Annotated in this window: 3 protein-coding genes; all 3 read right to left on the minus strand. The window is 33.1% G+C overall.

What is annotated here, in order from left to right; translation table 11 throughout:
* Nucleotides 1-287: TlpA family protein disulfide reductase (locus tag ACF91D_RS30990; protein ID WP_392438590.1), on the minus strand; the 287-nt coding region annotated here is incomplete at its 3' end.
* A gap of 27 nt (nucleotides 288-314) precedes the next feature.
* The gene (locus ACF91D_RS30995; RefSeq protein WP_392438589.1) at nucleotides 315-533 is read right to left on the minus strand and encodes a hypothetical protein; all 219 of its coding nucleotides are present in this window, start codon (nucleotides 531-533) and stop codon (nucleotides 315-317) included.
* Between the two features lie 93 nt (nucleotides 534-626).
* On the minus strand, nucleotides 627-785 hold a 159-nt coding region (locus tag ACF91D_RS31000; protein WP_483883400.1), incomplete at its 5' end, for a MerR family transcriptional regulator.

Consider the following 785-nt stretch of genomic DNA (forward strand, 5'->3'; position numbering starts at 1 on the left):
GTCCATTCTCCACCATATTGACGTTGGAAATCCTTTAAATCTTGTTCTGTATCTTGTAGGGGATCCATATCAACAGTTATAAGTTGAACATTGTTCCCATATTTATTATGAATCTGTTTAAATACCTTTTCCCCTGCTACACAAGTCGGACACCAAGATGCCATGAAATAAATGAGTGTTGGCTTCTCGGAACTTATTGGTTGTGTTTTTTCATTGTTTATCGTGTTGGTTCCATTGGATATTCCACATGCTGAGAGGCTTACAATAATGAGAGCTGATAATAAAATCTTTTAAAGAACAATATTGATTTCAAATCACTCCCCCCCTTTTTCTTCTGTTTCACTGAATTTAGAATGGCAACAATCCGACTGACATGTATTACGACTACCTCTTCTTTTTACCAACATAATCATTCCGACAATTAACAAAACAGCACCAAATATCCAAACTTGTTTTCCTATTAAGAAAGCACCCATAGAACTCAATCCAATTGCAATTAAAAGGATTGGTAAAGCGCAACATAGAACCAACAATGCTGGTATTCCTAAAAACTATAATTTATCATTATCCTTTACATTTTTTCGCTTTTGTACAGTCAATTTACATCACCTGCTAAAAAGTTGATTTTAACCCTCAAACATTTTCTCAATAATAGGGCAAGAATATAAATATTCTTCATTCGGACAACATTCTTTTAAATCATTCAACATATTCTCAACACGCATTAAATCTCTAATTTGTTGTTGTACTTCATCAACTTTTTGAGAAACGAACTCATATATATC

The sequence above is a fragment of the Staphylococcus sp. 231237_7MaSpsaltlick genome, assembly GCF_043107035.1.